Here is a 23,105-nt window from a genome sequence, read left to right as displayed (position 1 = left end):
CACTACATACTAAATACTAATCAAAACGCGCAATCATGAGAACTGCAAAGCAGGCCTTAATGGCCTTGTTTCTCCTATGCATGTCGGTACTGGTATGGGCCCAGGAGAGGTCCATCACCGGCAAAGTACAATCCGCATCCGGCGGGCCTTTATCCGGTGCAACAGTCACCATTAAAGGAACAACCCGGTCGGTACTCACAGGAGACAATGGATCTTTCACCATTACTGCCAAAAACGGTGATGTACTGGTGATCAGTTATGTTGGTTACACCGGTAGGGAAATCCGGGTAGCTGAAAATGCCAATTACACCATCAGCCTTACAGAACAGGACAACACTATGGATGAAGTAGTGGTGGCCATGGATCTGAAAAGAAAACCCAGGGAGCTGGGTTATTCCACCCAACAGGTAAAGGGTGCTGAAATTCAGCAGACACAGCGGGAAAATTTCCTGAACAGTTTACAGGGTCGCGTTGCCGGTCTGACAATCAATCAGACATCTGGTATTGCTGGCGCCTCTTCACAGATTGTTTTACGTGGATTTAATTCGCTTTCTCAGAACAACCAGCCGCTTTTTGTAGTTGATGGGGTTATCATCGACAATACGACCCTCGACGAAACAAGTGGTGGTGGTACGGGTGTTGGATTGGCATCTGACCGTCCGAATCGCAACAACGACTATGCCAACCGGATTTCCGATATCAACCCGAATGATATCGAAAATGTAACAGTATTAAAAGGACCGGAAGCTACGGCACTTTATGGTAGCCAGGCTAGTTCAGGCGCCATTATTATTACCACTAAAAAGGCAAAATCAAACAAACTGGCCGTTCAGTATGACAATTCATTCCGCGCCAGTAAAGTTGCAAGATTGCAGGATACTTATGATAAGTATTCCAATGGTACCAATGGAAATGCATCCAACATCTTCCGTTATTTCGGTCCGGAAATTCCAGCAGGAACGCCAACTTATAAAAATGTTGATGAATTCTTTCGTACCGGCTTTTCCCAGACCCATAACCTTGGTGCAGATTTTGGTTTTGGAAAATCCATTTTCCGGGCCAGTGGATCTTTCTTCGATCAAAAAGGAGTAGTACCGAACAATGATTTTCGCCGTTATAACCTGAGGATCTCCAACACCACCAAGATTGGAAAAAAGATTGAAGTTATACCCTCTTTAGCTTTTGCCCGTTCTGAAAACGATAAGGTATTAAGAAGTGCGGGAGGTTACCTCCTTGGATTATATGCCTGGCCTGTAACAAATGATATTAGGCAGTATGAAGATGAAAACGGAAATAAGCTTCCCTTACTTGCTGCGAATGCCGGTAATACGGAAATTGACAACCCTTTCTTCAACGTATATAAAAACCCAAGCCGGGATGTAACGGATCGTTTAACTGCCACCCTGGGTATCAATTACAATCCAACCGATTGGTTGAGTATTGCTGGCCGCTTCGGTTATGATACGTATAAACAGGATGGGTACACGAGATATCACCCACTATCCTTTTTTATTTCTCAGGGTATCCGGGGCCAGCAGGACAATTATTTCCGCCGTTATGCAGGCTATAACCATACCATCACTGCTACTGCCAAAAAACAAATTGGTGATTTCAGCCTGCGTGTAATGGGCGGTACTATGTGGCAGGATTATGAAACCCAAATGTATGCGGTGGCAGGAAATGGGCTCGTTGATTCCATTGTAAATGGTATCATGTATAAAAACGGCACCATCGTAACCAATGCCAATATAGACCAATTGGTTGGTCTTCCTTCCGACTCCAATGCAACTACTCCGGGTAGCCGTACCCGCTTGTTGCAGAATAATTTTGGCCGTTATAATCGATCCATCGTTCGTCAGTTGGCTTATTTCGGAGAAGTGGCGATTGGATATAAGAACCTGGCATTCCTGAACTATACCCACCGCTTTGAATCAGCTTCTACCTTACCAAGGAAAAACCGGAATTACAATTATCCGGGAGTAAGTGCAAGCTTTATTATGAGCGATATCCTTCCATTCCTAAAAGGCGGGTATGTACTTAATTACTTTAAATTGCGTGGGTCTGTGGCAAGTACGGCCCGATTGAACTCACCTTACTCTACCCAATCCGTTTTTGTAAACAACTTCGCAAGTGGAGGAGGATATTCTTACGGATTTGTGAATGCCAATCCCAACCTGGCGCCCGAGAAGCAAAGCACCTTTGAAATTGGAGCCGAGTTCAAATTGTTCAACAACCGTGTTTCCCTTGACGCGACCTATTACAATACCCTGAACAAAGGACAGATTGTAGAGAATTTCCGTTTGAGTTATGGTACCGGTTTTGTGTTGAATACACAGAATGCTGCCAGCACCCGCAACCAGGGTATTGAAGTAACCCTTGATGCGAACATGGTTTCTAACAATAAGTTCAGTTGGAACCTACTCCTGAACTTCAACAAAATGTACAACAAGGTGATCAAAATGCCAGCCATGTTGTCTGAGTTCTACCTGGCAGATACCTGGTTATATGGTAACGCAAGAGGTGGACTGGTATTAAACGGTCCAACTACTTCCATCACTTCCTATGGTTACAGAAGAAACGAAGCAGGACAAATCCTGATTAATCCGACAACCGGTCTGCCAGTTTTAGAAGGTGTTTTTAAAGTTCGGGGAGATCGTAATCCTGATTTCACCCTGGGCATCGGTAACCGATTGTCCTATGGCAATTGGAACCTGAACTTCATGTTTGATCTCAAAGTAGGCGGTGATATTTTCAATGCAACGAAAATGTACCTGACTTCTATCGGTCGCAGTAATGTAACTGCAGATCGTTTTGAACCCCGCGTTCTGGATGGTGTGTTACTGGATGGAAAAGAAAATACTGCCAACCCAACACCCAATACAATCAGTGTAATCCCTGCTTACAATGATGCTTATTATACCTCTACCAGTATGCCGGAAGAAGCTTTCATTCAGAAGGATGTAAACTGGCTGCGCCTGCGCGACCTGACACTTGCCTATACATTCCCCAAATCAATGTATGCAAGATGGAAATCGGTGAAAAACCTGAGCGCCTTCCTCACAGGTAACGACCTGATTCTGATTACCAACTATACCGATGGAGACCCTTCGGTTAGTGGGAACACAGCTGGTAGCCGTGGTGTAGGTGGCTTTGGATTTGATTATGGCACACTGCCTCCGCCGATTAGTGTGAACATCGGATTCAGAGTAGGATTTTAATGATTAAAAAAGCAGACAACAATGAAACGTACTATTAGAAATACAATATTAGCCGGCTCACTGGTTGCCATGGTATCCAGTGGCTGTTCAAAATTAATTGACGATGCCTATCCAAATCCCAATGCGGCAGTTCGTCAGCCTATTGAAGAAATAATGCCAGGTATTATCGGAAACATGGTAGGTAGTTCCTCTGCGGCAGGTAGTGCTTATGGAACGGCTAATGATGGGTTATATATTGGCAGATATGTTCAGTTTTGGGCAACCAATACAGCAGGAAATCAGTATGATCAGATGGGAGGAGCTACCGGTGCTTCAGATGTATTGGGTTCCGTATGGGCCATGCATTATTACGGCATGGGGCAAAACCTGAACCGGATTGTTGAATGGGGAACAGAAGAGCAAAAATGGGATTATGTTGGCGCAGCCCTTGCAATCCGTGCATGGAGTATGCTAACGCTTACAAATGTATATGGAGAAGCGATTGTGAAAGAAGCATTCAACACAAGTGCACTTACCTTCAAATACGATGCACAGCCATTTATTTATGACACGGTACGTGCTATTGCCCGTACCGCCATTGCTTACCTGGACCGCACCGATGGAAATGTAAGTCAGCAGAACCTGGCAAAAGGCGATGCCTATTTCTACAATGGGGATGTAAGCAAATGGAAAAAATTTGCCTATTCCGTCATTGCACGCTCTTTCAACCAACTCTCCAATAAGAGTGCTTACAATGCTGACAGTGTAGTGCATTATTGTGACCTGGGTATCAATTCCAATTCAGAGAATGCATCCGCGAAATTCGCAAATACTGGAATCACCGGAACATCCAACTTTTATGGCCCCTTTCGTTCTAACGTAGGTACGCTGCGCCAGACAGCTTATGTTGCCAACCTGGTTACCGGAAAAGGAACCATGTTTAATGGTGCCTATGACCCCCGTGCGCATTATTTATTGCGCGAAGATTCTACCGGAGAAATTACCGGTATTCTTCCAAACCGGGGAAATAGTTCTTTGCCTGCAAATAAGCAACCCTTTGGCTTTTGGGGCCGTGGATATGCACTCACTGCTGCTCCATCCTCTGATGCCACTGCACGCTATATTTTCAAAAATGGTGCTGAATTCCCCATCCTTACAGCCAGTGAAGTGAAATTCATGAAAGCCGAAGCACTGCTGCGTAAAGGCAGCCGCCCGCAGGCCCAACAGGCTTACCAGGAAGGTATCGAACTCAGCATGAATATGCTGCGAACTACTTATAATGAATCAGTACCTGCAGATAAACAAATAACAGATCAGGCGATCGCAGATTACCTGGCAAACCCGGCAGTGGTACCAGCTCCACAAGACCTTACACTTTCTCATATCATGCTGCAGAAATATATCGCATTGTTTGGGTATGGTATGATTGAAACCTGGACTGATATGCGCCGTTTCCATTATGTTGATCTGGATCCGCAGACTGGCAATCAGGTATATGCTGATTTTGTTTTACCAACCGGCCTGGATCTCTTTATCAATAACAATGGTAAACCGGTTCAGAGAGCAAGGCCTCGTTACAACTCAGAATATCTCTACAATGTGGAAGAGCTGAATCGGCTTGGCGGACTGGATCTCGACTATCATACCAAGGAACAGTGGTTTTCAATTACTGAATAACAAAAAACTTAATCATGTTAGCTAATAAACTAATTTATACAACCGGTGCGTCTATGTTGGCCATCAGCCTGCTGATTGGATGCCAGCGCGAGAAATTCGCCCCGCCGGTAAAAGAAAATTTTGAACTGAGCGATAAAGCATTTGTTCGTTTGTACAATGGAGCAGTAGGAACTGCCAGAAATTTCCTCTATTTGAATGAAAACCCTCTGACCGGCGCTGCGGTTGGTTATGGAGGGCTCTTTCCGGCAACCGGAGGTTTTTACAGTGCTATTCCAGCCGGACAACTGAACCTGAATGTCAAGGATACCATTACCGGAGCCGTACAACCGGTTGTTCCGGTGGCGGGAACCTTTGATGCAGGAAAGCGGTATACCATTTTCACTTACGATACCGCTACCCAGGCAAAACAGCTAACCATAGAAGACAGGGTTGAAGTGCCTGCAGATACATCTGCAAGGGTTCGTTTTGTGAATATCCCTTTTTCCCGAAACGCAATTCCTAACGTTGACGTATATTCGAAGAGAAGAGGTGCAAATGTTTTCTCCAATATCAGCCTGAACAGCGCGACGGATTTTATTCCCTATGAAGCAGCTCAGACGGATACCTTATATGTTCGTGAAACAGGAACTACCACCAACTTGGCTACTATGAACACGTTTGCTCCTGCCAGGAAACGTTCTTATACGATCGTTTTCAGAGGTGCCTACGGAGCCAGTTCCGGTGCTACAGCCAGAACGCTTACCAATTTTCTTACATACTAGGCAGACTAAGCACACAAGTGCCAGCCACCCTTACGCAGGGTGGCTTTTTTTTGCTCTGTTGTTATCAGGTGAAGAATATATAGGCAATAAAAATAGCAGCGATCACCCCGATAAAATCAGCGATCATACCTGCCCAGATGGAATACCTGACATTTTTGATACCCACGCTTCCGAAATAAAGCGCAATGATATAGAAAGTTGTATCTGCAGAACCCTGGAAGATACTGGCCGTTAAACCGGCAAAAGAATCCGGACCCAGTTCAGGATTTTTGAAGATATCGAGCATCATACCTCTTGCTCCACTCCCACTGAAGGGTTTCATGATCGCTACCGGTAATGCATCCACGAATTTGGTATCAAATCCCAAAGAACCGATGATCCAGGAGAAAAAGCGTACAACATAATCAAGCGCACCTGAATCACGGAATACCCGGATACCGACAAGCATACCAACCAGATACGGAATGATCTTCAGCACCACGTCCCATCCTCCTTTGGCACCTTCAATAAAGGCATCAAATACATTCACTTTTTTCCACACGCCTCCAAGAATAAACCCAAGAATAATCACCATCAGCAATACATTTCCTACGACCTTTCCAAAAGTTTCCTTACCGGCTGTATCTAGTCCGCCTACATAATACAGCAGAACTCCAACAAATGCAATAGCTGCTGCTACCCAGGCATACAGTACCCAGTCCCATTTGATCCGTTGCCAAACACTTACTACAATTACCGAAGCCAGGGTTGTCATCATGGTACCCAGAACACAGGGAATGAAGATGGCTGCGGGCTGTATGCTTCCAACAGAAACGCGATAGGCAATAATTGTTAAGGGAATGAGGGTAAGTCCGGATGTGTGCAGCACCAGGAACATAATCTGGGCATTCGTGGCCTTCTCCTTTTGTGGATTGAGCTGTTGCAGGCTTTCCATGGCCTTAAGTCCGAATGGGGTGGCCGCATTATCGAGCCCCAGCAGGTTGGCAGAGAAATTCATAACCATTTGTCCCTGTGCCGGGTGACCGCTTGGCACTTCTGGAAAGATCCGCTTCATCAGCGGGTTCAGAAACCGGGCCAGGAAACGCACTGCGCCTGCTTTTTCTGCAATGTTGAGCAATCCCAGGAAAAAAACCATGGTTCCGGCCAGGGGGAAAGCTACATCCAATACCGAAGATTTCGCTGAGTCAAATACCCCATCGGCCAGGCGTTTGAATATATCCACATCCCCTTCAAAAATCAGTTTAATCAGGGCAACTACAAAAGCTATGACAAAAAATGCGATCCAGACAATATTTAAAGCCATCCGATGAAGTATGAATTCTGAATTATGAATTATGAATTGGGAAGATAGGAATTTTATTCATCCGCCTGGACGGATGCCACCCGACCGGTGGCACCGGTCGGGTGAAGCGGGATTTCCTTATCTTCGCGGCGCGAAAAACGTAAATACTGGAAGCATGGGATTACAAGCAGGAATAGTAGGATTACCGAATGTGGGCAAGTCCACCCTTTTTAATGCAGTGAGCAGCAGTGCAAAAGCGCAGGCGAGCAACTATCGCTTTTGTACGATTGAGCCGAACGTAGGGTTGGTAAATGTGCCCGATGAACGAATTGACAAACTGGCCGAACTGGTAAAGCCCAATCGCACAGTTCCCACCCAGATTGAAATTGTGGACATTGCCGGACTTGTAAAAGGAGCCAGCAAGGGAGAAGGACTTGGTAATAAATTCCTGGCCAATATCCGTGAAGTGGATGCCATCGTACATGTGATTCGTTGTTTTGAGGATGAAAATATCCTGCGTGATGAGGGCCCCATTAATCCCGTTGGTGATAAAGACATCATCGATACGGAATTACAGCTGAAAGACCTGGATAGTGTGGAGAAAAAATTACAGCGGGCTGAAAAAATGGCCAAGACCGGCGATGCCAAAACAAAAGCTGAACTTGAAATACTGAAACGCTGTCACGCTCACCTGGAACAAGGAAAAAATATCCGCGAGTTAGGCTTAAGCAAAGAGGATCGGACAGCGATTGCAGATCTCTTCCTGCTGACTGAGAAGCCTGTACTCTATGTTGCCAATGTGGATGAACCATCCATGCATACCGGCAATAAATTTTCAGAAGCCCTGAAAGCAGCCGTAGCCAAAGAAGGTGCTGAAGTAATTGTAATGAACAACTCCATTGAACAGCAGATTGCAGAAATGGAAGATCCTGATGACCGCGCCCTGTTCATGGACGAATACAAAATGAAAGAACCCGCATTGAACAAACTCATCCGCGCCACTTACAAACTCCTGAAATTACAGACCTATTTTACTGCCGGAGTGCAGGAAGTACGTGCATGGACCATATTGGAAGGCTGGAAAGCACCACAGGCTGCCAGCGTAATCCACACTGATTTCGAAAAAGGATTTATCAAGGCCGAAGTGATTGCGTATGAAGATTTCATTCACTACGGTTCAGAAGCTGCCTGTCGCGATGCCGGCAAACTCAGAATCGAAGGGAAAGAATACCTGGTGAAAGATGGAGATGTGATGCATTTCCGATTTAACGTCTAACGACGTTAAGTCGGAGGTGAAATGTGAGACGTGAGAAGTGAGACGGAAAACCCCTAAATTTGAACATTCTTTATTATAACTGAAACCAATAAACGCATAGCATCTTCTGATGCATCTTTGTTGAAACGACCCAATAGAAAATAACGTTCCCCATGACGAAGGCCCTCCGCAAGGAGGGCCTTTCAATTATGAAGTATGAAGTGTGAATTATGAAGTAGCTTTCTGACGTCTCACATCTCACGTCTCACGTTCCTTACATCTGCGGTATCAATACCTGATCAATCTTATGTAATACGCCATTAACCGCATTCAAATCAGCTGCTACCACATTGGCAGGTGTAGGGTTAATCCGACCTTTTACGGTTGGTGCCATCGGATTGGTGGCATCAATGGTTAATTGAGGCATGGGTGATGGACCAATCAGGGTCTCAACTGTACCACTAACCAGGTTGGGACTAAATACACGGAAAGCAGGTGTACCATTTACCGCCAGTACATGATAAGCCAGAATACCACGAACGGTCTCTGGTGGCAGCGCAGCAAACGCTTCCACCACCGGAGGTGCCCCCAACAAGGTCAATGCTGCTTTAAAGGCATCATCATTGGGTGCAAACAGCGTAATATTCGGGAAGGGATAGTTCAGCAGCGAATCAATCCGGTTCAAACCAGTCTGACCTTCATCAGCGCGGGCAATCGCCGCACGTAAAAAGCTCAGGTCTGCCTGACCAGCGATCAGCGTTTTCATCGTTCTGTCAGGAGGTGCTACCAATGCAAACACATCATGGATGTAACCATTCGCAGCACGTTTATCCACTGCCGTGATAGGAATATTATTCACGAATGCTCCGGTTGGCCTTTTCGATGGGAAAATGGGCATTTTAAACAAGGGCTGGCTTGCCAGCGGCTGCAGTAAACTAGGCATCTGGATATTCGGTAATGGCAATCCAGGAATCGCAGCAGAAGCAATCTCCTGTGGAATCACATGATAACTCAGAATTGCAGCCAGCTGTGCAGCAGGTAATACACCAATTACGGCTTCAGAAATACCAGAGCGGGTCATGGCATCATTATTTGGAGCAAACAACGTGAGCTTGTTATCCCGTTTGTTCAGCAACGGCCCCACTCCCGCCTTGGTTACAGCTGCTTTCAGAATAGAGTATTGAGGATCAGTATTAACGATCTCAAATATGGTTTGACCTGGATTCGATCCCGGCACAATCTCTTCCGCTTCCGGAATCTTGTTACAGGCTGTGATCTGTCCAAGCAGCAACAGGGACATCAGCCCGATACCTGTATATTTTTTAAATGACGTAAGCATAGAATAATTTTTCCATTAATAAATGTTGTAACCGAAGGATACATAGTACAGTCCACCTACAAAACTGTTACCAAGTGCATTGAAGTAGTACTGGTTCAGGATATTGTTTCCACCCAGTTTAACCACACTTTTCACTTTTGGCAGTTTGTAAGACACCTGTGCATCTACTGTATGGATGGCTGCTATATCACCGTTTGCGAAATCACCTTCATAGAAGAAAGCATCCTGCCACCGGTAGCTAACATTGAAGCCGATACGCTTGTCAGTACCAAATCCTGAATTAGAAAGGGTTGCATTGAAGCGGTATTTAGGCGCGTTGAAGAATGCGATATACCCTGCAGGCACATCCTGTAAACGGTCGGATGAAAGATTCATGCTCAACGTCCAGGCACGTACGAAACGATAGTCAATTCCAATACCAAATCCATAGGTGGTAACATCGTCTTCAATGTTCACGGGAACAGAGAACTTACGATCGGTTGCAGGGTTTGGTGTTCCTCCAACAGTTGCTGTTTGTCCGATGAGTGTACGCGCAATAAAATTCTGATATCGGCCAAAATAGCCATAGGCATCCACCAGGATTTTTCCATTTGCCAGCAGACCTTTATAACCAAGTTCATAAGAGGTTACAGACTCCGGTTTGAAGGTTTTAAAATCATGCAGCTGGGACGGATTCGTCAAAGCGTAAGGACGATTCCGGTCGAACTGGTAGAAGTTCTGGAAACTCTTGTCTCCACCAATCAACTGCACCCCACCACCAACGTTCAGGTTAATGAATTGCTGCTGCGTAGAAGGGAAACGATACGCTGACTGGTAAGACAAACGGATATTGTTGTTCTTAGCAACCGTTACAACCGCAGTAGCCCTTGGTGTAAAACGACCTTCGAAGTTTTCATTTTTATCATAGCGACCAGAGAAGGTAAGTTTCAATACATCATTGAATAGACGACGGGTGGCCTGGATATAAGCACCCACTTCGTTGATCTTAATGGGAGCAGCAGAATCCGTAAACAGGGTACCTTCTGAATTCAGAACATACTGACGCCAGTTACCCCCGATCAGGATATCAGCAAATTTGCCGGTCCAGTCAGAAAGATTGTATTGAGCTTCTGTAAAATACAGGTCAGATTTCTCGATGAACAAACCACCACCGCTGGAAATCGGAATGGAACGAACCCGGTCGAACAATTGCTTGAACTGGTCAGAGCCTGGTGCAGGGCGATTGCGATCTGCAAAAGCACGGGCATTATTGTGCGCAGTCTGGTTATCCTGTCCGGCTAAGAGATTCGCCAGGTAGGTCTGGCTATACTCCGGATACCAGGTTGTGGAAGGCTTCCACGCTTCATTCAACAGACGTGCTGTAACGGTAGCATTATACGATTGTCCTGCATTTTCTTGTGTGGTGTAAGTCCGTACAAACCAGTTTTTCGCATTCAATTCCAGTTTGTATTGCCCCATTTTGAAATCCCGGAAAGAATACCGGTCAGATCCGGTGTACACGGAGTTACCTGTACCCCAGCTACCAGCCAGCACAGCTTCCAGTTTGGGAGTTATTTTATAATGAAGCGCACCACTCAATTTGAAATTCAGGGTATTGGGGTCAATGATATCGGCTTCATTGTAACCAGTACGGCTCACATTAATCGGGTTGTTACCCAGGGATTGAATATAAGGCGCGAGGAAAGGTGCAGCCTGGGCAATTGCCGGAAAAACTGCTGACCGGATATCAATTGTTGTTTCATCTCCATAGATGTTTACACCATCATAGTTGGGGTCCGTAGTGCGGGTACCAGGACCTGGTAATCCACGACCGCTTTGGCGACCAACGAAATTGCGCTGATCAGCAGCCAGCCAGTCTTTCGCATGGATAAATTCCGCATTGATCTTGTATGCGAACTTATCCTTAATGTTCTCTGCCCAGCGAACCGCCCAGTTATGATAACCGGAAGCACCCCGATAGCGACTATCGGTATTCATAATACCGGCTTTTGCCTGGAAGGAAAGACCGGTGTACTTAAACGGATTCTTACTGGAAACCAGCAGGGTTCCGTTCATACCACCCGGACCATACAACGCAGAGGACGCTCCAGGCAGCAATTCCATATTATCAACATCCAGTTCGGATAAACCAATGATAGCACCCACTGAGAAATTCAGGCCGGGCGCCTGGTTATCCATTCCATCCACCAACTGGTTGAAACGGGTATTACCACTACCCGCAAAACCACGGGTGGTAGGCGTTTTAAAAGTGAGTGAAGAAGTAACCATGTCCACCCCTTTCAAACTGCCGACGATATCGTAATAACTGGCAGCAGGTGAAACTCTGATTGCAGCGGAACTAACCCGTTCAATAGATACAGGTGATTCCAGGATTTTTTCAGGAACCCGGCTGGCGGATACTACTACTTCAGTACCCAGGGAGCTGGAGGGAGCCAGGTTTACATTCACAGCATCACTGGCATTGTTCACCACTACTTCGAGCGGATCAAATCCAATGGATGTGAACACTAAGGTAAATGGGGGTTTTTGGGAAGTTGTCAGACTAAAATTTCCTTTGTCATCTGTAAAGGTACCACTGGAGGTTCCTTTGATCGTAACTGATACGGCTGGCACCACGTCAGCGTTCGAGCTGTTTTTTACGTTTCCTGTTACGGTAACGGTTTGGGCAAATGCAGCAATCGAAGTGAACAGAGCCAACAGCATCATGGCAAGATAGCTGTTGCTTTTTCTCATACCATGTAGGTTTTATGTGTTATTCGTGAGCAAAATAAGGATTTATTAATTCCGTACCGTTTTTTTCCAAACGGATTATAACTTCGTGAAATGGCACCATTTCAATTCCCCACACAAACCGCCTTTTACAAAGGAAAAGTGCGGGACGTTTACACCATCCAGGACCGCTTATTGGTAATGATCGCATCCGACAGGATTTCCGCTTTTGACGTCATCTTACCAGAACCCATCCCTTATAAAGGACAAGTATTAAACCAGATAGCTGCATACATGTTGAAAGCTACTGCCGACATTTGCCCCAACTGGTTACTGGAAACCCCTGCTCCCCATGTTTCGATAGGAAAAAAATGTGTTCCCTTCAAAATTGAAATGGTAGTTCGAGGCAATCTTACCGGTCATGCATGGAGAACATATAACAGCGGAAAAAGATCACTTTGTGGCGTTGCATTACCGGAAGGACTAAGGGAAAACGATTACTTCCCCACTCCTATCATTACACCCTCCACCAAAGCATCCGAAGGGCATGATGAGGATATCAGCAAAGAAGAAATTATTGCGAAAGGGTTGGCAAGCGCCGAAGATTGGAAGATACTTGAAAAATATACCCTCGCCCTTTTTGAAAGAGGTAAACAGATCGCTGCCAAACGCGGACTGATACTCGTAGATACCAAATATGAATTTGGGAAAATAGGTGATACCATCTACCTGATGGATGAGATTCATACCCCCGATTCCTCCCGGTATTTTTTTGCCGATGGATTTGAAGAACGGCAGGCAAAGGGCGAAAAACAGCAACAGCTCAGTAAAGAGTTCGTGCGGGAATGGCTGATCGCAAACAATTTCATGGGTAAAGAAGGACAAACGGTTCCTGAGATGACACCTGAATGGATTGACACCATCAGCAAACGATACATTCAATTATACGAGCAGGTGATCGGCGAAACCTTTATTCCACAAGCCTGGACAACCGAAGAGACACAGGCTGCAATTGAAAAATCACTGGAGCATTTGTTGTAAGCACGATGTTTGATGGTATCCGGCAATATTACCAGGAACTGATTCCGAAACTTTCTGATGAAGAATGGCTGCAGCTGGAAAACAGGCTGGTGATTGAATCGTATCCCAAAGGGTCCCTGGTTTGCAGGGAAGGAGAAAACTGTAAAGGCGTTTATTATATCCATAAAGGATTAGCCCGTTTGTATTATACGGTAGATGGACGGGAAATCTGTACGGGATTTGCCAAAGAAGGGGAATACCTAAGTGAATATGATAGCTTCCTGACCCAGTCGCCAGCCTCTCAATCCATGGATGTACTGGAGGATACAATAATCATCAACCTTCCTTATGAAAAAATGCAGGATCTCTACCGGAACTATCCAATCTATAACCAGGCCGGCAGAAAAATTGCGGAGGGATTGTTCATTCTGATTTCCCGTTACAATACGCGTTTACTCACACTGAGCCCGGAAGACCGGTACCAGTATATCATAGACAATCAATATCATCTAATCCAGAGAGTTCCTCAATACATGCTGGCTTCCTTTATAGGTATCAGTCCGGAGCACCTCAGCCGCATTCGAAAAAAAATGATCCGCTAGTTACCTCGTTGATAAATATCAAGATCGTTGATATGATCTGGCTTCTTGATATATGTTAATGGAAAAGGGCACCGACTGGAAATAACTTGCTATCAAAACCAGCACTATGTTAGCAAGACTTTTCCTATGGGTATTCATGAGCCTATCCATCACTAGCTTTTCACAAACTCCGACCCAGACCATTCGTGGCCGGATCACCGACCGTATCTCGGAGCAGGCACTACAGGGAGCAACTATTCAGATTAATAGCAGTTCCTTACAAACACTCTCTGACGAAGATGGTCGGTTTGTCATCACCGGTATTCCGGTTGGCCGTATTCAACTAAGGGTGGATTATATTGGCTACAGTTCCGCCCTGTTACATGAAATCCTGCTTACTACCGGAAAGGAAGTACAATTGGATATCCGGCTGGAGCAGCAGGTCAATACCCTGGCGGAAGTAACCGTAAAGGCTCCAAAATTGAAAAAAGGAATTGCTTCCAACGAATATGCCATCGGCAGCAACCGATCCATCAATATGGAAGAAGTAACAAGGTTCAGCGGAGGTCGGAATGATCCATCCAAAATGGTAAGCAATTTCGCAGGTGTGATTTCAAATAATGATAATCGAAATGATATTGTGGTAAGAGGCAACTCACCTACCGGCGTTTTATGGCGACTGGAAGGTGTACCCGCTGCTAACCCCAATCATTTCGCTAGTCTGGGTACAACCGGCGGACCGGTAACCATACTCAATACCAATGCACTTAAGTCGGCAGATTTTTATACAGGTGCTTTCCCGGCAGAATATGGGAATGCAACCGCGGCAGTATTTGATCTGCAACTCAGAGCAGGCAATGCATATACACATGAGTTTACAACACAACTTAATCTGTTTAGTGGCCTCGAGCTAATGGCGGAAGGACCACTTGGCAAACAGCGGAAAGGTGCCTCTTATATGATCGGCTATCGCTACTCCTTTGTGCAGTTAGCACAATCCATTGGATTGAACGTAGGAACTGATGCGGTACCCAAGTACCAGGACTGGGTATTTAATTTTCAATCGGCCAAAGGCAAATGGGGACAGGTTTCGCTTTATGGCATGGGGGGTGTAAGTGCTATTGATTTTATCGGAAAGGATATCGACACCAGTGATTTTTATGCAAGGCAGGACCAGGATGGATATGTACGTAACAGGATGAATACGACAGGTATCAAACACCAGCGGGATCTGAATGAGCGCACCTACTGGAAAACATCCGTTGCCTATGTATACCAGCGGGATCAGTTTGACAATTACCAATACCCGAATCCTGTTCCGCCCTATCAGGGCAGATGGCAGATTACAGAGCGAAAGAACACTTTGAATTCGGTTAACCTTAGCAGTTATATCAATCAGAAACTGAATGCCAAACTATCCTGGAGGGCGGGTTTAACGGGAGAAATGAGTCGGCTGAACTCCTTCCTGCAAGATCGCGAAGGACAGGATGCGAATGCACCCTTCCAATTACTCAATCAATATAACCAGCGTTATAGCTTGTGGCAGGTTTATGCGCAAACCAGGTATAAGCCAGCGGAGCAATGGCTGATTACAGCAGGATTACACGGACAATATTTCAGTTTTAATGAAAGCTCCATACTGGAACCAAGGGCATCGGTGAGCTGGTTACCCAAAGGCGGATGGAATCTATATATGTCTTACGGTTTACACGCGCAAACCCAGCCCTTCCCGGTTTATCTCTACCAGGAATACGATGAAGCCACGGGAAAGTACAATAGCGGAAATGCACAGCTTGATTTCACGAAAGCACATCATTTTGTAGCCGGATTGGAAAAACGGTTTGGAAACAACTGGAGAGCCAAAGCGGAAGCCTATTATCAACAGCTGTTTGATGTACCTGTAGAGTCAATTTCATCCGGCTTCTCTATCCTGAACAGTGGTGCTGACTTTGCGTTTCCAAGAAAAGCCGGACTGGTGAATGAAGGAACCGGCAGGAATTACGGATTGGAAATTACCCTGGAAAAATTTCTGCAGAACGGCTGGTATGTACTGAATACGGTTTCGCTGTTTGATTCCAAATACAAGGGAAGTGATAACATAGAACGAAATACCAGTTTCAATTATGGATATGTATGGAATGTATTGGGAGGAAAAGAATGGAAACTTGGAAAAGACAGGCGCAATGCCTTCACGGTTGATGGCCGCTTCAGCACTGTTGGCGGGCGATATGCCACACCGGTAGACCTGGCCGCTTCCCAATTGGCCGGCAGGGAAATCCTGGATGAGCGCCGTTACAATAGCGAGCGGCTTGATGCTTATCTGCGGCTCGACCTGAAATTCGGGTATCGACTCAACAGTAAAAAGCGCAAACTGAGCCAGACATTTTATCTTGATCTGCAAAATGTATCCAACCGTGAAAATATTTTCCTACGAAGGTACAACGCCCAAAGAGGTGGAATCGGCAATGTATACCAGTTAGGCTTCTTTCCTGATTTATTGTACCGGGTGCAATTCTAGGCTTACAAATAGTACATTCGGAAAAACAAATCTTATGCATGCCGATCAGTTGTTTCAAATCAGCAGCACCCTGGCCATGATAGGCTGGATCCTGCTAGCCATCTTTCACAAAACACTTTGGATATCCAGGGCTTTAATCGGAACAATCATTCTACTGATGTGTCTTCTTTATACCTGGCTGATCGCCAAAAATTTCGGAGGAATGCAGCCTGATAGTTTTGGATCCCTGGATGGTGTGGCTGCGCTCTTTGTCAACCGTGAAGCGTTGTTGGCGGGTTGGGTACATTACCTGGCGTTTGATCTGCTGACCGGCATTTTTATTGTCAACAATGCGCGTAAAAATGGTATCGGGATAGCGTTGCTCCTGCCCTGCCTGTTTTTTACTTTCATGCTGGGACCAGTAGGCTTATTGCTGTATCTCCTGATCCGTTGGGCGCGCACCAAAAACTATTGGATCGATGTTGAATGAATTTATACTAAAACTGAAAAGCCGGAACAAGGTACTGTTTTATGTGGGTGCCGTGAGTTTGACCGGCGCCCTGGTTTGCGGGTTGCTGGCAATGCTGAGTCCGCTTGAAGTGGGTGGCGTTAGGGCCTGGATCAAACCAATGAAGTTTCACCTTTCGCTTGCAATAGCCATGTTTACTATGGCCTGGCTGATGGTGTACCTGAAAAATCAAAAAGCGGTTAGGCGCTACAGTTGGGTGGTGGTTTATACAATGATCGTGGAGCTTGGTATCATCACCTATCAGGCAGCAGTTGGACAGGCCTCTCATTTCAATATCAGCAGCTGGACCAATGCAATTTTATACCAGGCAATGGGATTGGCCATCACTATTTTCACCTTGTGGACAGCCTATATCGGGTATTTGTTTTTCAAACAAAAGGAGTTTCCACTCTGGATGAACCAGGGTTATATCTGGGGCATCCGACTGGGCATTTTATTTTTTGTATTGTCTGCCTTTCAGGGGGCACATATGTCCATCATCAATCAGCACAGCATAGGCGGATTGGATGGCGGCGAAGGCTATCTGGTACTGAACTGGAGCAAGGTGCACGGTGATCTGCGGGTGATCCATTTCTTTGGAATGCATTCGTTGCAACTCTTACCTCTGCTTGGATTTTATATGATTCACAGCAAACGATCCATGCAGGTGATTGCAGCAAGTTGGTTACTGTTTCTTGTATTACTATATGTTCAGGTACTGAAAGGTTACCCGTTGATAGGATAAATTTCCCAACTTTGGGAGATGAGGAAAACAGTTTTTCAATTGATAGGTATGCTGTCATTCGTGCTCTTGCTACAGGATGTGGCAGCGCAGAAAATCCAGGAATTACCAGGCAAGGAAGGCATTAGTTTTCGTGGTTTAAGCGTAGTGAATGACCGGCTGCTTTGGGTCAGTGGAAATAAAGGAACGGTGGGTAGAAGTACGGATGGAGGAAAGAGTTTTCAGTGGATGACTGTAAAGGGGCATGAGAAAAGAGATTTCAGAGACATTGAAGCATTTGATGCAGTAACCGCAGTAATACTAGCAGTGGACTCACCCGGATTGATATTGAGAACCTTTGATGGAGGAGAAAGCTGGCAGGAAGTGTATCGGGATAATCGATCCGGAATTTTTCTGGATGCCCTGCATTTTCGCAATAAAGACGAAGGCATGGCAGTTGGTGATCCCATAGATGGGAAGATTTTACTATTGCGTACAGCAGACGGCGGCAGAAGCTGGCAACCCTATCCTACTGCCTATCCTGCACCCATGGAAGGCGAAGCGTTTTTTGCAGCAAGCGGAGGAAATATCGTGACCTTAAAAAAAGCCGAAACCATATTTGTAAGTGGCGGAAAACAATCGCGGGTCTTTTATGCTGGCCAGGCATTCGAGCTGCCGTTAAAACAGGGGGAAACCAGCACCGGTGCGAATGCCATCGCCCTGAAACATCCCAACCGCAAACGGGGTGGACGGCATTGGGTAGTAGTAGGTGGTGATTTTGCAAAAGACAAAGAAAGGACCGGTAATATTTGTTTCACACGGGATGGGGGTGCGAGCTGGCAGCAGGCAGCAGCGCCACCACAAGGCTATCGTTCCGGCATAAGTTATGTGCGAGGCAACCAATTGATAGCTTGTGGTACATCGGGCGTGGATTGGTCGCGGGATGGTGGCCGCACCTGGTCGTTGATTTCACCTGTCGGGTATCATGTGGTGCAAAAAGCAAAAGACGGCAGGGCTGTTTACCTGGCTGGGGGTAATGGCCGGATTGGAAAGTTGATACGTTAAGAAAACTATAGCTGTTGTACCAATTCCCGGATACTCGGACGTTTGGTATAATCCTCGTTGAAATAACGATAACTAATCACCCCGTTTTTGATGATATATACTGCCGGAACGGGCAGTTTGGCACCATTTGTTCCATTCACCTGATTAAAATCGATATTGAATTTTTTGTACCGGTCAATGGTAGCCGGGTCAACTGCATAAGTGACTTTATAAGCATTCATGATGCGCAGGCCTTCATCGTGCAGCACAGGGAATTCCGCCTTTGTTTTGGAGACTGTTTTAGCGATATTCTCCTGAATTTCCGGGCTCACCGCCAGTACGCTGGCTCCTTTTGCGGAGAGCAGTTGAAGGGAATCCTGCATCTGTTTGATTTGTTTGTTGCAGTAAGGGCACCATTGTCCCCGGTAAAAGAATACGACTACCGGTCCTTTCTTTACCAGTTTCTCTAACTGCACCAGTTGACCATGCTGATCAGTTGCTGAGAAATCAGGTGCCTTTTCTCCTACCCGGAGGCCAGATGGCTGGGCATAGAGAACCTGGGCACCCAGCAGCAAAACTCCGATAAGTAAATGCTTCATTTTTTTACGTTGTGACGTTAAAACTAAACCAGCTTACGCGTTAATTATGTCAGCTGGCGGACGAATTGGTAACTTTGGGCATGTTTTTTAAAAAAATAGTCAGTTTCCTCGTAAAACTTCTACTGCCCCGGAAATCATGTTGCAAATAAATTTTGGCTGAAACTGGAGCAGACCGTAATATTGCAACCCGGTTCAGACCGGAAAAAGCCCAGATGGCGGAATTGGTAGACGCGCTAGACTCAAAATCTGGTTCTCGCAAGGGAGTGCAGGTTCGATTCCTGTTCTGGGCACGAGTTAAAAATGGAAACCCCTGATAGTGTAACTATCAGGGGTTTTTTGTTTCTTGTTTTACCATAATTCATTTAGTGTATGGCAAAAATTAAATTGAATTTAAAAGAGCTGGTTGAAAAAGGAGATTTTGGAAAAATCGAATTAGGAACTTCCAAAAATGAATTATTAGACTTAGGATTGAAGCCGGAAAATTGGTTTTCAAATAACAGCATGGAAGATTCATCATGCTGGACATATGGAAATTTTGAGTTTTATTTTGATTCGAACAGCAGGCTGGAGTCAATATTCTCGGATTATGTTACACAAAGATTAGATGGTGGCAAAAAGATAAAAATTACAGATTGGTGGCTTTTTGATAAAAAAAAGATTTCACTTAAACAAACTATAGTGGCACTGCTTAAGTTAAAACTGGATTTCGAGAAGAAATACATTCAACCAGGCTACATAGTTCTCTCTATTCCCAAAGGGATACATTTTGGCTTCGATTTTACTGAAAATAGTGAAAAGGATCATAGCAAATGCACAATGACTTTTATTGAGAAAAGGAAGAATGGATCAATTTATCTGTCGTCAACATTAGAATAAATAAGAAAATAACGCATCTATGAATATTGCTGGAAAGTGGAGTGGAACATTCACTTATGGAGATGGATATACACCGGAAATGCATGGCAAAACCGTACAGTTTGAACTGATTTTAAAAATGAATGGAATAGAAATAACTGGGACCATTACAGATGAGGAAACAAAACATTTATTCAGAAGTGCTGGAAATATCTTTGGATTCATAGAAAACAAGCATATCTTTTTCACAAAACAATATCCAAATCTATGTTTAAGAAATTCTCTTTCAGGAGAAATGGAAGTATTTGATGATGAACCAGCTTATGATATAAATTATTCTGGTCAATATCAATCAGAAGGATTTTTTGCCGGAGAATGGGAAATTCCTCCTTTTACGCTTTATTTCGTAACTGAAAATCTGGAAATTTCAGGCAGCGGCACATAGCGAATGAATAGAGAAATGGATTAAAACAAATCCGATCGATATACATGATTTTTCACCGTATTTTCCGAAATAAACACTTCATCTTTTACGATTGCTGCAGGGTCTTTTTCCCGTGCAAAGGAGGATGAAAACAACCGTTTGTTCTCCTCCATTTTTCGTATCTTTATAGTCTTCCGCCCTATTCCAAATTCATCTATTTAACCCCCACTCTGGTTCCTAGCTACAGCTGTATTTAGTCCGCCCGCTATTTACCAAACATTAAACTTATTGTTATGGCAACTACCGCTTTGGGTCCTACCATGGCCGGTGGGATTCAACCTATCATCAAAGATGGGTACGAACTCATCTATTATCCTGATGTAAATAATGATGCACTACAAAATGAAGGCAAGCCACCTGTATTTTACTGGCTACCCAACTATGTTCATATTGCGCGCAAAAATGGTCGGGAAGATGGAGACCTGATGTTCCTGATGTTGCGCTTTGCAGGAAAGCAAACCAGTGAAGGCAATATCGGACTGGAAGAAGGTGAAAGCAGAGAAGTAGCAGGTGGTGTATTAGGAGTAACTACTACCGCAGCACCTCCATACCATGTTCTCGAGGAAGGGCAGCAGGAAATCATCAATATGTACCAGGGAAAAGTTGATTTTTTCTGGGGTATCCGCTCCCGGGTTAAACCTATTTTCCGGCCGGTGGTAATCACATCCAATCATACCTCTATTTCCAACCTCTCTCCCAATGCCGATGGATCTGTAGTACAACCCGTTTCCGGAACACCTGCCAATCCGGCTACACCCGTGAATCCGGGTGCGCCTGCCGGACCAGCCGGGCCGCCGGCTCCTAACCGGCAACTGCGTTATGAAACTGTTCCAGTGCCACGCTTTATAACAGAAAAAGGATTTACTACCCGCTCTTTTGACAAACGAAATGTTCGGGATGGCAACCTCGACCCCTGGTATTTCAATATGCAGGGACAGGGCAATGGATCCATTGATCCAATGGGACAAAATGCCTACTCCGGATTGATGGGTGTCTATCCTGCCAGTATTCTCTACCAGGCATTCAAAATGGCATACACACCTGTGCGGGTATGCCAGGCTATGAAAGTGAAATTCTGGGTACCTATTATTGAGATCACCATAAAAGGAAACTGGGACCGCATTTTTGAACATTTCTCCGCCAATGCAAAAGGCAAGTACTTATGGTTCTCTGCAGATATCAAAGCAGAGTTTAACAACATGCGCATCAGCGGTGGCATTGAAGTGGATGTAAAAGTGGATCCGACCATTCCCGGAGCGGAAAAAATCCAGGACTATGTTGACAAAAAAACCGATCTCATTTCGCAAAAATTTATGGAACAGGCGAAAGGCATCATCTTTGATCCGCCACAACCTACTGTGCAGGCTGCTGAAGCCAGTTCATCAGGCGGATTGTTCGGACTTTGGGGTGGTGGTGTAGCTTTGAAATATCGTCGCGACAGCACCAAGCTCAATCTCAATTATCATGAGAAAAGGCAATTGGCTTATCTGCAGGATCATGTCATTTCTTCCAACCTGGAAGGAGCTTTTGAGGAAATGAAAAAAGATCCGGACGCAGAGAAGAAATATTTCGTGACAGTTTATATGGATGATTGGCCAAGAAAACTGGCACGTATCATCAAGCCGGTGGTAAACTGGCCACAACCTGCCAACAATTGGGCTGGAGAACCCGTCTCCTTTGTATCCGTTGAAGTTGGATATCCCAACACCTCCGGTGAGATCAACTGGGTAGGCCATTATTTTGACAGCAGTTCCTCCCCTACCGACACCTGGAAAGTTGAAACCACACAGAAAGCTGCGGCCGATGTAAGCAATGCTCCAGCCAACTGGACACCTGATAAAACCTTTATCAGGCGGAAAGTTCATATGCTGGAACCGCCGGATCCAATTGCCAACCCCTTTGTGCGGGTACAAATTGAAGACAATGAAATTGTACTGGATCCGGGAGAAAACGGAAGCCTGATGAATGATGTAACATTGGAAGTGAGAGCAGATGAAGCAGGTCGAATCCGGGTAGGACCACTTGGATTAAATGTGGCACTGGAAGACAACAAACAACTGGTTGAAGTAACCTTCCAGGCAATAGATGAAAACGGTGCTGATCTTACCCGCTTTCCACCCCAGAAATTTAGCTGGAACCATCTTGACCAGGAAACACCCAGGTTTTGGTCGGTATTCAGTTCCGATGCTACCATCCGCTCATTCTTCAAGTACCAGGTAAGGGTCATCGTCAAAGGAAGTTTATTCACCAAAGGAATGGAATGGACAGGTCCATGGGTAAACATGATTGGAAACGGACCGCTTACCATCAGTGTACCATCCACCGAAGATGAAGGTGTTGTAATCAAACGTGATATCCAATCCAAAGCGCGTGAAATCATCCTGCAGCCGCCTGTTTCAGTAACTACCCGCGAAATAAGCCAACCGGCTGAACCAATCAGGGGAACCTATTCCGTAGAAGAAGGAGGAAGAATTCACCAGCCACCATCCGGCAGTAAAACACCACTGTCCAGAAAGATTGTTCAACGGGAGGTGAGTGAAAATGGTGGATGGAAACAAGTTTAACCCTAAAGCGTT

General features: G+C 45.3%; 17 protein-coding genes and 1 tRNA gene. 14 read left to right on the top strand and 4 right to left on the bottom strand.

The window, feature by feature from the left end:
* The first annotated feature begins 35 nt into the window (after positions 1–35).
* Genes L0U88_RS10800 through L0U88_RS10790 form a run of 3 tightly spaced genes read left to right on the top strand, consistent with a single transcriptional unit; the run spans position 36 to position 5,635 of the window.
* The gene (locus L0U88_RS10800) at positions 36–3,218 is read left to right on the top strand and encodes a SusC/RagA family TonB-linked outer membrane protein (RefSeq protein WP_234866062.1); all 3,183 of its coding nucleotides are present in this window, start codon (positions 36–38) and stop codon (positions 3,216–3,218) included.
* Positions 3,219–3,239: 21 nt separating this feature from the next.
* Positions 3,240–4,874 carry a SusD/RagB family nutrient-binding outer membrane lipoprotein gene (locus L0U88_RS10795; protein ID WP_234866061.1) on the top strand — a complete coding sequence of 545 codons (1,635 nt, stop codon included), beginning with the start codon at positions 3,240–3,242 and terminating at the stop codon, positions 4,872–4,874.
* A gap of 14 nt (positions 4,875–4,888) precedes the next feature.
* Positions 4,889–5,635 (top strand): DUF4397 domain-containing protein, encoded by a 747-nt coding sequence (locus L0U88_RS10790; protein ID WP_234866060.1) that lies wholly within the window; start codon positions 4,889–4,891, stop codon positions 5,633–5,635.
* Positions 5,636–5,699: 64 nt separating this feature from the next.
* On the opposite strand, the gene L0U88_RS10785 is transcribed toward L0U88_RS10790, so the two are convergent.
* Positions 5,700–6,938, bottom strand: a complete 1,239-nt coding sequence (locus tag L0U88_RS10785) for a nucleoside recognition domain-containing protein (protein WP_234866059.1) — start codon at positions 6,936–6,938, stop codon at positions 5,700–5,702.
* 31 nt (positions 6,939–6,969) lie between these two features.
* Here L0U88_RS10785 and ychF point away from each other — a divergent pair, with 31 nt between their 5' ends.
* Positions 6,970–8,193, top strand: a complete 1,224-nt coding sequence (ychF, locus tag L0U88_RS10780; protein ID WP_434801958.1) for a redox-regulated ATPase YchF — start codon at positions 6,970–6,972, stop codon at positions 8,191–8,193.
* 253 nt (positions 8,194–8,446) lie between these two features.
* On the opposite strand, the gene L0U88_RS10775 is transcribed toward ychF, so the two are convergent.
* Positions 8,447–9,511 carry a fasciclin domain-containing protein gene (locus L0U88_RS10775; protein WP_234866058.1) on the bottom strand — a complete coding sequence of 355 codons (1,065 nt, stop codon included), beginning with the start codon at positions 9,509–9,511 and terminating at the stop codon, positions 8,447–8,449.
* A gap of 15 nt (positions 9,512–9,526) precedes the next feature.
* Positions 9,527–12,244 (bottom strand): TonB-dependent receptor, encoded by a 2,718-nt coding sequence (locus L0U88_RS10770; protein ID WP_234866057.1) that lies wholly within the window; start codon positions 12,242–12,244, stop codon positions 9,527–9,529.
* A gap of 90 nt (positions 12,245–12,334) precedes the next feature.
* Between L0U88_RS10770 and L0U88_RS10765 the strand changes: the two genes are divergently transcribed.
* The 6 genes from L0U88_RS10765 to L0U88_RS10740 all read left to right on the top strand — a co-directional run bounded on the left by L0U88_RS10765 (position 12,335) and on the right by L0U88_RS10740 (position 18,612).
* A complete protein-coding gene (locus tag L0U88_RS10765) occupies positions 12,335–13,261 on the top strand; it encodes a phosphoribosylaminoimidazolesuccinocarboxamide synthase (protein ID WP_234866056.1) in 927 nt (308 codons plus the stop codon).
* Between the two features lie 5 nt (positions 13,262–13,266).
* Positions 13,267–13,842, top strand: coding sequence for a Crp/Fnr family transcriptional regulator (locus tag L0U88_RS10760; protein ID WP_234866055.1), 576 nt, complete (start codon positions 13,267–13,269; stop codon positions 13,840–13,842).
* Between the two features lie 106 nt (positions 13,843–13,948).
* Entirely contained in the window at positions 13,949–16,339 is a 2,391-nt protein-coding gene (locus L0U88_RS10755; RefSeq protein WP_234866054.1) for a TonB-dependent receptor, read from the top strand.
* 34 nt (positions 16,340–16,373) lie between these two features.
* On the top strand, positions 16,374–16,808 hold the full coding sequence (locus tag L0U88_RS10750; RefSeq protein ID WP_234866053.1) for an ABA4-like family protein: 435 nt from the start codon (positions 16,374–16,376) through the stop codon (positions 16,806–16,808).
* Positions 16,798–17,571 carry a hypothetical protein gene (locus tag L0U88_RS10745; protein ID WP_234866052.1) on the top strand — a complete coding sequence of 258 codons (774 nt, stop codon included), beginning with the start codon at positions 16,798–16,800 and terminating at the stop codon, positions 17,569–17,571. Before L0U88_RS10750 ends, L0U88_RS10745 begins: the two co-directional genes overlap by 11 nt.
* 18 nt (positions 17,572–17,589) lie before the next feature.
* Positions 17,590–18,612 (top strand): WD40/YVTN/BNR-like repeat-containing protein, encoded by a 1,023-nt coding sequence (locus tag L0U88_RS10740; RefSeq protein WP_234866051.1) that lies wholly within the window; start codon positions 17,590–17,592, stop codon positions 18,610–18,612.
* A gap of 5 nt (positions 18,613–18,617) precedes the next feature.
* On the opposite strand, the gene L0U88_RS10735 is transcribed toward L0U88_RS10740, so the two are convergent.
* Positions 18,618–19,190: a peroxiredoxin-like family protein gene (locus L0U88_RS10735; RefSeq protein WP_234866050.1), complete on the bottom strand. Its 573-nt coding sequence runs from the start codon at positions 19,188–19,190 to the stop codon at positions 18,618–18,620.
* 206 nt (positions 19,191–19,396) lie between these two features.
* Here L0U88_RS10735 and L0U88_RS10730 point away from each other — a divergent pair.
* The 4 genes from L0U88_RS10730 (at position 19,397) to L0U88_RS10715 (ending at position 23,093) form a co-directional block, all read left to right on the top strand.
* A tRNA-Leu gene (locus L0U88_RS10730) sits at positions 19,397–19,480 on the top strand.
* A gap of 79 nt (positions 19,481–19,559) precedes the next feature.
* Complete coding sequence (locus L0U88_RS10725) at positions 19,560–20,066, top strand: hypothetical protein (RefSeq protein WP_234866049.1); 507 nt, start codon at positions 19,560–19,562, stop codon at positions 20,064–20,066.
* A 19-nt stretch (positions 20,067–20,085) separates the two neighbouring features.
* The gene (locus tag L0U88_RS10720; protein ID WP_234866048.1) at positions 20,086–20,490 is read left to right on the top strand and encodes a hypothetical protein; all 405 of its coding nucleotides are present in this window, start codon (positions 20,086–20,088) and stop codon (positions 20,488–20,490) included.
* A gap of 272 nt (positions 20,491–20,762) precedes the next feature.
* Positions 20,763–23,093, top strand: a complete 2,331-nt coding sequence (locus L0U88_RS10715) for a hypothetical protein (protein WP_234866047.1) — start codon at positions 20,763–20,765, stop codon at positions 23,091–23,093.
* The last annotated feature ends 12 nt before the right edge of the window (positions 23,094–23,105 follow it).

This window comes from Flavihumibacter fluminis (assembly GCF_021491375.1).
Lineage (GTDB): Bacteria > Bacteroidota > Bacteroidia > Chitinophagales > Chitinophagaceae > Flavihumibacter > Flavihumibacter fluminis.
Note: the sequence above shows the minus strand (reverse complement) of the source record. Positions and strands in the feature narration are given on the sequence as shown.

Bases quoted from the DNA above. Each gene is read 5' to 3' on its own strand.
- L0U88_RS10715 (WP_234866047.1), top strand. From the start codon at position 20,763: ATGGCAACTACCGCTTTGGGTCCTACCATGGCCGGTGGGATTCAACCT.
- L0U88_RS10765 (WP_234866056.1), top strand. From the start codon at position 12,335: ATGGCACCATTTCAATTCCCCACACAAACCGCCTTTTACAAAGGAAAA.
- L0U88_RS10795 (WP_234866061.1), top strand. From the start codon at position 3,240: ATGAAACGTACTATTAGAAATACAATATTAGCCGGCTCACTGGTTGCC.
- L0U88_RS10790 (WP_234866060.1), top strand. From the start codon at position 4,889: ATGTTAGCTAATAAACTAATTTATACAACCGGTGCGTCTATGTTGGCC.
- L0U88_RS10760 (WP_234866055.1), top strand. From the start codon at position 13,267: ATGTTTGATGGTATCCGGCAATATTACCAGGAACTGATTCCGAAACTT.
- ychF (WP_434801958.1), top strand. From the start codon at position 6,970: ATGAATTGGGAAGATAGGAATTTTATTCATCCGCCTGGACGGATGCCA.
- L0U88_RS10740 (WP_234866051.1), top strand. From the start codon at position 17,590: ATGAGGAAAACAGTTTTTCAATTGATAGGTATGCTGTCATTCGTGCTC.
- L0U88_RS10755 (WP_234866054.1), top strand. From the start codon at position 13,949: ATGTTAGCAAGACTTTTCCTATGGGTATTCATGAGCCTATCCATCACT.
- L0U88_RS10725 (WP_234866049.1), top strand. From the start codon at position 19,560: ATGGCAAAAATTAAATTGAATTTAAAAGAGCTGGTTGAAAAAGGAGAT.
- L0U88_RS10720 (WP_234866048.1), top strand. From the start codon at position 20,086: ATGAATATTGCTGGAAAGTGGAGTGGAACATTCACTTATGGAGATGGA.
- L0U88_RS10785 (WP_234866059.1), bottom strand. From the start codon at position 6,938: ATGGCTTTAAATATTGTCTGGATCGCATTTTTTGTCATAGCTTTTGTA.
- L0U88_RS10750 (WP_234866053.1), top strand. From the start codon at position 16,374: ATGCATGCCGATCAGTTGTTTCAAATCAGCAGCACCCTGGCCATGATA.
- L0U88_RS10800 (WP_234866062.1), top strand. From the start codon at position 36: ATGAGAACTGCAAAGCAGGCCTTAATGGCCTTGTTTCTCCTATGCATG.
- L0U88_RS10745 (WP_234866052.1), top strand. From the start codon at position 16,798: ATGTTGAATGAATTTATACTAAAACTGAAAAGCCGGAACAAGGTACTG.
- L0U88_RS10735 (WP_234866050.1), bottom strand. From the start codon at position 19,190: ATGAAGCATTTACTTATCGGAGTTTTGCTGCTGGGTGCCCAGGTTCTC.
- L0U88_RS10775 (WP_234866058.1), bottom strand. From the start codon at position 9,511: ATGCTTACGTCATTTAAAAAATATACAGGTATCGGGCTGATGTCCCTG.
- L0U88_RS10770 (WP_234866057.1), bottom strand. From the start codon at position 12,244: ATGAGAAAAAGCAACAGCTATCTTGCCATGATGCTGTTGGCTCTGTTC.